This is a genomic window from Paenibacillus sp. Soil766 (assembly GCF_001428105.1).
Taxonomy (GTDB): Bacteria; Bacillota; Bacilli; order Paenibacillales; family NBRC-103111; genus Paenibacillus_E.
Map to the genome: position 1 here is coordinate 1 of NZ_LMSJ01000050.1, position 9,594 is coordinate 9,594.

Consider the following 9,594-nt stretch of genomic DNA (forward strand, 5'->3'; position numbering starts at 1 on the left):
CTTTTGATTGTAACGTTGGCGGAATTCACTCATCTCGGACACCTCGTAATTTGGATAGGTCTATTATCTAACTCCCCAATTCGTTGTGTCCACTACTAAGTCTAAATTCAAAAAGGGCCTTATCCTACGGCTCAGTCGGCCTCGGCACAGCAATAGCGCCCTTTTGGGGCGCTATTTGCGGTTTTTGCCCTCTGCTGCGCTGGCGGGCAGCGCTTTAAGGCCCAAAACGGGCCTTATCCTACGGCTCAGCGGCCTCGGCACAGCAATAGCGCCCATTTGGGGCACTATTTACGGTTTTTGCCCTCTGCTGCGCTGGCGGGCAGCGCTTTAAGGCCCAAAACGGGCCTTATCCTCCGGCTCAGCGGCCTCGGCACAGCAATAGCGCCCTTTTGGGGCGCTATTTACGGTTTTTGCCCTCTGCTGCGCTGGCGGCACGGGGCACGCCAAAACAAAAAAACACCGCCATAAATAAAATGGCGATGTTTCTGTATCCACATCCTCTAAGCTTGCTCTCCGAAAAACATCTCGTACGCAAGCGAGGTCTGAATCCGAGCTTCTTCGTCGGTTAACCTCCGTATTAGCTCCATTTCCACTTGTGTAACCTCTTCACCTTGGAAATTGATTTCCGCAATGGAGGCGACGATGCGCACGATGGCGATCGCCTGATTATCTGGCGTGTACGCAATAACCTTCTGACCTGTAGGGAACACGCGGAAGCCGCTTTTCACCATTTTGCCGCGGCCATACTCCAGTAACTCGTAGAGCTCTTGCTCTGACTTAAACTTGCAAACTGAATTGAATTCCGTTTGAAAACCCATGGCTTATCTACTCCGCATCGAAAGAATATTGGATATTTTGCTTAGTTGCGTGTCGCTCAAGCGCCAAACGAATGAGATCATCCAGCAGCTCTTTATATGGTTTACCTGTCTCCTGCCATAGCAATGGGTACATGCTGAACGGGGTGAAGCCAGGCATCGTATTGATTTCGTTGATGTAGACTTTCTGATCTATTTTGCCTAGGAAGAAATCCACACGTGACAACCCGCTGCCATCAACCGCCAAGAACGCACGAAGTGCCAGCGCTCTGACCTCATCTGATACCTCTTGAGAAATTTCCGCAGGGATAATCATCGCTGATTTACCGTCCAGATATTTGGCTTTATAGTCGTAGAATTCATTCGAAGATACGATCTCGCCAACAACGGAAGCGATAGGCTCATCATTCCCCAGAACGGCAACTTCGATTTCACGGGCATCGATATTTTCTTCAATAATAACCTTACGATCATATTGGAAAGCAAATGCAACCGCCGCGATTAACTCTTCTTGATTTCTCGCTTTGGAAATTCCAACGCTTGAGCCTAAGTTGGCTGGCTTCACGAAGCATGGGTAACCTATCGCTGTTTCCAGCTCCATGAGGTGATAAGCGCGGTTCTTTTCCCACTCAGTACGAGTAAAATGACGGAAAATGCACTGCGGAAGTCCTTCCTGCGCGAAAACTTTTTTCATCATGACTTTATCCATGCCGACAGCAGAAGCTAGTACGCCAGCTCCTACATAAGGGATATTCGCCATTTCCAAAAGCCCTTGAATCGTCCCATCTTCCCCAAAGGTACCGTGTAAAAGCGGGAACACGACATCCAATCCAAGATCCTCAGATCCAGCGGATGTAATAGAAGAAACAGCTACGTCACCCTTCGTTTGAATACCGCCAAAGATCGGTGCCAAAGCGTTCGAAGCAGGGGCTCCAGTATCTCCCGTGCTGAAAGTCAGCACTTCTTTGGACTCAGCTGGACCTAGAAGCGGCGCTCCGCTTCTCCACTCCCCTTTTTTGGATATGTAAAACGGGGTAATCTCATATTTCGTGAAATCCACAGCTTTCATAACTGCCAATGCTGTTTGCAAAGACACGTCATGCTCGCCGGATTTCCCTCCATAAATTAAACCAATTCGTATTTTGCGGCTCATTACGTACCTCCGTCTAGTATTTACAATTTCTATGCCATCTTACATTTCATCAGCAACATGAATGAACGTGTATTTCGTCCGTTCCGACCAAGCAGGTGAATCCTTATATGCCCAGTACCGATTACGGCTATTAAAGGTATGCGCATTAACCAGAGGCATCCCATTGGCATCTTTACCTATAACGATTGTGTTGTGCTGGAAGCGACCGTCGCCATCCCAATCATAGCTGATCGTATCGCCCGGCTGAAGCTCCCCAGCGTTTTTGACAACTGTACCTGTCAAACCATGCTTATGGGGACGTTCAAGGTAATGATGCAAGCTGTTAGCTACTGCCCAACTATAACTCCATAGCTCTTGATGCCCTTTTTTGCCAGCATACCACCAGCCCGATTCCCTTTTCCCAGTATAGTCCATTGGAGCCCCGCCTGCAAAGAGGCATTGCGAGACATAATTCGTGCAATCTACTTCAAAATACTCATAACTAGGATTCGGTGTTTGCCACCACTTTTCCGCATATTGGACGGCTTTGGGACGATTATAAATGATTTTGCGGTGAGCGAATTCCAGACCACTCGTATTGCGTATACTAGGATTGATATAAGGAAGAGATGGTGAGCTGCGTTGGGTGTCTAAGAACGTTTCATTCTCTGACAAATGAAAGCTGCGGCCGCGGCTGGGCTGGGACTGTTCACTTTGTAAAGGCTCCGCACTCTGAACTTTCCAACCTAAAGTATTGTGCTCGATGATCACTCGTTCTGACTCTATACGCTCCTCCTGATGCTCTATCGAACCAATTTGATAGGTCAAAAGTCGATGCAACTGGATATCCGCAATAATCCCATATGGCAATTCTTTAACACCTTGCATACGGAGCTTGGTTTCTCCTCGCAGCAGCTTAGCTTCACGTTCTCGGTAACTGTTCAGGAGCCTTCGCACCTTGACATCCTGTTTCCGTACATAAGCGCTGTCCGAGACAAATGCTTCCAAGGGTGCAGATGAGCCCTCAAGCTCAGCCTGATTTTTCGCATGAACGTAATTATAGAGCGCCGTTTTCCAGGACATCTTGGTATCCCTCCTTAGCTTTTATTAAGGCATGGAATAAGTTTCATTAGGACAAGCCCGAATTGCTTTGAATTGATTCAATATATGACATTTTGACGATAAAAATGATTGAAATTAATCTTTACTCACACGTGGCGAAGCGCTATACTTGAAGTAGAGGGAATTATGAAATCGAGTTTCACTAGATGAAACCCGATGGCATGGTTAGATATTATTATTTGAGGAGGAACTACCTATGTCCAATAAGGACTCTTTTTCTGTGCGCAAGCAGTTAACTGTCGGCACGAAATCGTTCCAGTATTACAGCCTTCCTGACTTTGAAAGCCAAGGTCACGGCACAATCAACAACCTTCCCGTTTCTATCCGCGTTTTGCTTGAAGCTGCTATCCGTCAATTCGACGGTCGCGCGATTACAAGCGAGCACGTCAAACAAATCGCTGGTTGGGCTCAAGGCCGCGATGAGAACAAAGAAATTCCTTTCATCCCAGCTCGTATCGTTCTTCAGGATTTCACAGGTGTACCTGTCGTCGTTGACCTTGCGGCAATGCGTGCGACAATGGCTCGTGAAGGCGGAGATCCTAAACGTATCAACCCGCTTGTTCCTGTCGACCTTGTAATTGACCACTCTGTCATGGTTGATGCTTTCGGTTCCCCGGATGCACTCGAAATGAACATTGACTTAGAATTCGAAAGAAACGAAGAGCGTTACCGTTTCTTGCGTTGGGCACAAACAGCATTTGATAACTTCCGTGCAGTGCCACCTTCAACAGGTATCGTTCACCAAGTTAACTTGGAGTACTTGGCATCTGTTGCAGCTACCAAAACAATCGACGGCGAAACTGTCGTGTACCCTGATTCACTCGTAGGTACAGACTCCCATACAACAATGATCAACGGTCTGGGTGTTGTAGGTTGGGGTGTTGGCGGTATCGAAGCAGAAGCTGGTATGCTTGGTCAACCTCTATACTTCGTAGCTCCAGACGTTGTAGGTTTCAAATTGACTGGTCAATTGGCAGAAGGCGCTACAGCGACTGACTTGGCATTGACTGTTACTCAAATTTTGCGTAAAAAAGGCGTTGTTGGTAAATTCGTTGAGTACTTCGGTCCTGGTCTAAGCAATATTTCCTTGGCTGACCGTGCAACAGTTGCGAACATGGCTCCTGAGTATGGCGCAACAATCGGTTTCTTCCCTGTCGATAACGAAACGTTGAACTACTTGCGTGCTACTGGCCGTGATGAAGAGCAAATTGCGCTTGTAGAAGCTTACTACAAAGCACAAGGCATGTTCCGCACAGACAGCACGCCAGACCCAGTGTTCACAGAAGTTCTTGAACTTGATCTTAGCACGGTAGTTCCAAGCTTAGCTGGTCCTAAACGTCCGCAAGATCGCGTAGAACTTACGAACATGAAAGAATCTTTCAACGCTATCATCCGTCAACCGATTGACAAAGGCGGTTACGGCTTGACAGAAGAGAAAGTGGCTGAAGTTGTTGATGTTGTGTATCCAAACCAAACAGTTAAAATGGGTACTGGCGCAGTTGTTATCGCGGCTATTACTTCCTGTACAAACACATCCAACCCAAGCGTAATGATCGGTGCTGGTCTCGTAGCGAAAAAAGCGGTAGCTCTTGGTTTGAAAAAACCAGCTTACGTAAAAAGCTCCTTGACGCCGGGTTCCTTAGTTGTTACAGATTACTTGGTAAAAGCAGGCCTTCTTGAGTCCCTAGAAGCTCTAGGCTTCCACGTTGCGGGTTACGGCTGTGCAACTTGTATCGGTAACTCCGGTCCGCTTCCAGACGAAGTTAGCAAAGCGATTATCGACAATGACATGACAGTTGCTGCTGTTATCTCCGGTAACCGTAACTTTGAAGGCCGCGTACACGCACAAGTAAAAGCGAACTACCTTGGATCTCCTCCATTAGTTGTTGCTTATGGGCTTGCGGGTACAGTTAACATCGACCTTGCAACTGATCCAATCGGTTATGGCGAGAACGGTCTCCCTGTCTACTTGAAAGATATTTGGCCTACAAACCAAGAGATTCAAGATGCACTTAACATTGCGATGAGCCCTGACATGTTCCGCGACAAATACAGCAATGTATTCCGCGCTAACGAGCGTTTCAATGCAATTCAAATTCCAGAAGGCGATCTGTACGAGTTCGACACGAACTCCACATACATCCAAGAGCCTCCTTTCTTCACAGATCTAGGCACAGTTCTTGATGATATCGCAGATATTCGCAGCTCCAAAACACTAGCACTTATGGGCGATTCCGTAACAACGGATCACATCTCCCCTGCTGGTAACATCAAAGTAGACAGCCCTGGAGGCCAATACTTGATCAACCATGGTGTTAAAAAAGAAGACTTCAACTCCTACGGTTCCCGTCGTGGTAACCACGAAGTGATGATGCGCGGTACGTTCGCGAACATTCGTATTCGTAACCAAGTGGCTCCAGGAACAGAAGGCGGCGTAACAACTTACTTGCCGACTGGCGAAGTTGAGTCCATCTATGATGCTTCCATGAAGTATCAAGCTGAAGGTCAAAACCTTGTCGTTATCGCAGGTAAAGAGTACGGAACTGGATCTTCCCGTGACTGGGCAGCCAAAGGAACTTTCTTGCTAGGCGTTAAAGCTGTTATCGCGGAAAGCTTCGAGCGTATCCACCGTAGTAACCTAGTTGGGATGGGTGTTCTTCCACTTCAATTCATCAACAGTGAAAGCTGGAAAACGCTAGGTATTACAGGTCGCGAAACATTCGACATCACAGGCCTTAGCAACGACGTTCAACCAGGTTCAACGGTAAAAGTAACTGCAACTCGCGAAGATGGCACAAACTTCGAATTCACAGCTCTTGTGCGTTTGGATAGCTTGGTAGATGTAGACTACTACCGTAATGGTGGTATCCTGCAAACCGTTCTTCGTTCGATTCTTGCAGAAAACAAAAACTAATCATAACTATCCAGCAAAACACACACCAAAAAGCTCGGGATTGCCTTCATGGCGATCTCGGGCTTTTACTTATTTCTGGGATAATTCCGAGTAAAACATAGTCATTTCGAGGTAAAATACACCCCGCTCAACCCTTAGAGCCCCAAGGGATTGACTTACATTTCCAGAAACTGCGGGTTGAGACGAGGTATATCGGCACCTATACTGAGGAAAGCGAAAGGGGAGATGAAGATGATGTTAATCAAAAAACTAGTCGTAGTCGCACTCGTAGCTTCCTTTGGTTTAGGAATGAATGCAGGTACGTGGAGCCCGAAGGCATCCGCAGCAGAAGCTACGACTTTAAAGCAAGGTACACAAAATGGTGACGTATGGGACGCACAATTCCGACTAAAAACTTTAGGCATATATGAGCCTTCAATAGATGGAAAATATGGTCCGATTACAGCCGCGGCAGTTCGTAACTTCCAAACGAATTATGGACTTAGCGTGGATGGAATTGTTGGTACGAAAACCTGGGAGTACTTGCGCAAATTCACGGTGAATCAAGCTGAACTCGATATGCTAGCTAAAGTTATTTACAGTGAAGCACGAGGCGAATCCTATAAAGGACAAGTGGCTGTTGGAGCGGTCGTTATGAACCGTTTAAAATCCAGTCAGTTCGAGAACACCATTCAGGGCATCGTATTTGAGGTTGGTGCTTTTACGGCAGTCAGCGATGGCCAATATAACTTAACGCCGGATAGTGAAGCCTACAAGGCTGCATTAGACGCCGTTCGCGGTTGGGATCCAACGGGTGGCGCACTTTACTATTTCAACCCGAAGACAGCGACAAGCTCTTGGATCTGGACCCGTCAACAAACCGTGCAGATTGGTAATCATATTTTTGCGAAGTAACATGTGTGCATATCGTGTGATGAACGCGATGTATAAATAGAAAACACCTCTAGATCGAGCCTCAGAGTTCGTGTAGAGGTGTTTTTTTGATATAGAAGACTGTCTACTATGCTTGTTCAGCCAGCTCCTTCATATGTACCATGACCTCGAGATGCACATTGCGAATAATGCTTTTGGTCCATATATCGAAGTAGAGTGATGGTTTGACTTTCAAATCATACCAACTTGTGCCTACAAGTGTAGTCGTCCCGTCACCATTGTCTTCTAGAATGAATTGCCCTTTGGACAAACTCAAGTGGCCCAATATTTCTGGATCGTCAGGCAGCTTCGTAATCGCGAAAGTTAGTTTTCGGTTTTCTTCATACTCCACGATCTGCTCATCAAAAACGATGCCGTTGCTGAAAATGCACTTACGTTCTGCGCCGACATAACGGCCTTCCGCCGTAGATTGTACGGGGCTTGGTAATCCGATTTTGAATAACCAATAGTCAGGTTCTGATGTAATGGGTGAAAATGCCGTGACATTTTGCCATACGACTTCGGGCTTAGCATGAATCAGAATTCGGTCGGTTACCTGGCTTTCACTAGGTTCAGCTGTGATGACATTGGTAAATACGAGAACGGTCATCGCTGCAAGAATACTTATGTTTAGCGTTGTTTGGTTCCATTTGAACATCATTTTACCCGCCAGAACGCCGAGTAAAATGAAGAGATAAATCAATGGAGCCACGATGATCAGGCAAATATAACCCTCGCCCATCATGAAATAACTATAAATCAAACCAACAACTAGATTAAGAAATGCGTATCCAAAACACGGACCAACTGTGACGCGGTGTTTTCGCCAGAAATAAGTGTTAATTATCCCCATGATAAACGGGAGCAGCACGAAATCTGATAAGATCAGAATCCCTCCTACACCTGTCGCTACCTTGACGATATAAGCTGTTAAAAGCATAAAGATGATTCCGCATCCATTGGCCACAGCGATTCCTAAACAGATATCTTTGGCTCTCTGACTCATTGTTTTCACTCCCTTGGACTGTAACGTAGGCGTTGCATTGCCGATAAAATGCTATTACTAATCTAACGCGATTGGGATCGATTGTAAATAATAACCAAAATTAGTGCAAAAAAGCCGACGCACCTACTCATGCGTCAGCCTGCTCTTCATACCAAGGATTCAAATGGACCAGTACCTCATCTACATCCCTATGTGCCTCTTTAATTTTCTGCTTAATACTGCGAATAATATCGTGACCTTCTTGGATCGTCAGCTGGCCTGGAATGCCAAGTCTCGCATCAACTAATATGTAATGGCCATGCTCCCTCGCACGAAGTCGATCAATCCGTTTAACTTCTGGCACACCACGGATCAACGCAGCATACTGCTCGATATAAGCAGGACTGACACTTCGCTCCATCAAAATGTCGAAAGATTCGCTGCCCATCTCATAAGCCAGCTTCAATACAAGGAATGATACGATAATCCCCGCCACCGGATCTCCATAAGCCAAGTAGCTAATGTTGTAATGATCTCCGATCAACGCTAGACCAATCCCTACAGAAGCCGCGATAGAGGCATACACGTCCGCTAAATGATCGTACCCTGTGGCAATCAACCCTTTGCTATTGAGCTTGCGACCGATCCGCATGGTGTAGACGTATAAGATTTGTTTCCACACGAGGGAAACGACAGCTGCGCATAGGGCAATGATGTGTGCCTCTCCCGCTGGCTCGAATAGGGCATGTATGGAGTGATAACCCATATAAATCGCTGCTCCGCCCAGTATAATTGCAACGATAAAAGCGCCGAGCACCTCCGCTTTCCCATGCCCATAAGGATGATCTACATCCGCTGGCTTGGAGGATACGCGCATCGAGCTGTATGCCGTTGCCGTCGCAATAACGTCTCCAGCGTTATGTATACCATCGGCGATCAGTACTTGGCTATGGAACATGAGGCCGACAATGATTTTGATGGCTGTCAGCACGATGTTACTGGCCAAACTGATCCAGATCGCCAGCATCGAGGCTGTCTTCTTCATGGTTCGCCCACTCCCTTCCCACTTTTAGTATGGCTTATCGGCGGTAAAGCATCCGTCTATGTTGGGGATTCGTTGGGGACTGGGGTGGGAGAGCGCGGTGGCTGCGAGGGATGGAATGAGGTGAGATAGGTAAGGGATAGTAAGGGATAGGTGTGCGACAAGGTGTGGGTCGGATGGCGCCAAGAGGACGGGACGGAATGCTCGAGGACGGGACGTGGCGCTCGAGGTGTGACGAGGCCACTCGAGACCGGGACGAGATGCTCGAGGCGGCATGTGGCGAAGGTGGGACGAGAAGGCACGGGGGCGCCCGATGGCGGCGCATAGGCGGGTAATGGCACATCAGAGCGAAGAAAAGAGGCTGTCTCAATAGTCATTTTAGACTTTTTGAAACAGCCTCTTCTTCCGTTAATGACCGATGAGTAATAAACCCGTTTCCCGCAATCTAACTGGATTTTCTCCATCTATTTGAAGCGGATTTCTCGAATTCGAAAGATTAACTGTATTTCCTGTAGTTAAATTCCTTCGATTTGCTCAATCCTTCAAATTTCATACAAATTAAATGTAGTTTTTCCACTAGCGTTGCATTAGACCTTACACATCATCAACTTGGTACATCTTCGTGCAAAAATTCACAAAGTTTTAAACTAACATAGTTAAAAAGCAGCTCCA

At 46.9% G+C, this 9,594-nt stretch carries 7 protein-coding genes; 2 read left to right on the top strand and 5 right to left on the bottom strand.

Annotated elements, in window-relative coordinates; genetic code table 11:
- Positions 1 to 500 precede the first annotated feature (500 nt).
- From ASG89_RS29405 to ASG89_RS29415, 3 genes are read right to left on the bottom strand one after another with little or no spacing between them, the layout of a single operon-like run.
- On the bottom strand, positions 501 to 818 hold the full coding sequence (locus tag ASG89_RS29405) for a hypothetical protein (RefSeq protein WP_057314918.1): 318 nt from the start codon (positions 816 to 818) through the stop codon (positions 501 to 503).
- A gap of 7 nt (positions 819 to 825) precedes the next feature.
- A complete protein-coding gene (locus ASG89_RS29410) occupies positions 826 to 1,968 on the bottom strand; it encodes a D-alanine--D-alanine ligase (protein WP_057314919.1) in 1,143 nt (380 codons plus the stop codon).
- 39 nt (positions 1,969 to 2,007) lie between these two features.
- Positions 2,008 to 3,030, bottom strand: coding sequence for an amidase domain-containing protein (locus ASG89_RS29415; protein WP_057314920.1), 1,023 nt, complete (start codon positions 3,028 to 3,030; stop codon positions 2,008 to 2,010).
- Positions 3,031 to 3,265: 235 nt separating this feature from the next.
- On the opposite strand from ASG89_RS29415, the gene acnA reads away from it, so the two are divergent.
- The gene (gene acnA / locus ASG89_RS29420; RefSeq protein WP_057314921.1) at positions 3,266 to 5,983 is read left to right on the top strand and encodes an aconitate hydratase AcnA; all 2,718 of its coding nucleotides are present in this window, start codon (positions 3,266 to 3,268) and stop codon (positions 5,981 to 5,983) included.
- Positions 5,984 to 6,208: 225 nt separating this feature from the next.
- Complete coding sequence (gene sleB, locus ASG89_RS29425) at positions 6,209 to 6,877, top strand: spore cortex-lytic enzyme (protein ID WP_057314922.1); 669 nt, start codon at positions 6,209 to 6,211, stop codon at positions 6,875 to 6,877.
- Between the two features lie 106 nt (positions 6,878 to 6,983).
- On the opposite strand, the gene ASG89_RS29430 is transcribed toward sleB, so the two are convergent.
- Positions 6,984 to 7,901, bottom strand: coding sequence for a hypothetical protein (locus ASG89_RS29430; protein WP_057314923.1), 918 nt, complete (start codon positions 7,899 to 7,901; stop codon positions 6,984 to 6,986).
- Between the two features lie 127 nt (positions 7,902 to 8,028).
- Positions 8,029 to 8,925 carry a cation diffusion facilitator family transporter gene (locus ASG89_RS29435; protein ID WP_057314924.1) on the bottom strand — a complete coding sequence of 299 codons (897 nt, stop codon included), beginning with the start codon at positions 8,923 to 8,925 and terminating at the stop codon, positions 8,029 to 8,031.
- Positions 8,926 to 9,594: the final 669 nt, after the last annotated feature.

Excerpts from the sequence above, each read along its gene's own strand:
- ASG89_RS29405 (WP_057314918.1), bottom strand. The coding sequence starts at position 818 with ATGGGTTTTCAAACGGAATTCAATTCAGTTTGCAAGTTTAAGTCAGAG.
- ASG89_RS29435 (WP_057314924.1), bottom strand. The coding sequence starts at position 8,925 with ATGAAGAAGACAGCCTCGATGCTGGCGATCTGGATCAGTTTGGCCAGT.
- ASG89_RS29410 (WP_057314919.1), bottom strand. The coding sequence starts at position 1,968 with ATGAGCCGCAAAATACGAATTGGTTTAATTTATGGAGGGAAATCCGGC.
- ASG89_RS29430 (WP_057314923.1), bottom strand. The coding sequence starts at position 7,901 with ATGAGTCAGAGAGCCAAAGATATCTGTTTAGGAATCGCTGTGGCCAAT.
- sleB (WP_057314922.1), top strand. The coding sequence starts at position 6,209 with ATGAAGATGATGTTAATCAAAAAACTAGTCGTAGTCGCACTCGTAGCT.
- acnA (WP_057314921.1), top strand. The coding sequence starts at position 3,266 with ATGTCCAATAAGGACTCTTTTTCTGTGCGCAAGCAGTTAACTGTCGGC.
- ASG89_RS29415 (WP_057314920.1), bottom strand. The coding sequence starts at position 3,030 with ATGTCCTGGAAAACGGCGCTCTATAATTACGTTCATGCGAAAAATCAG.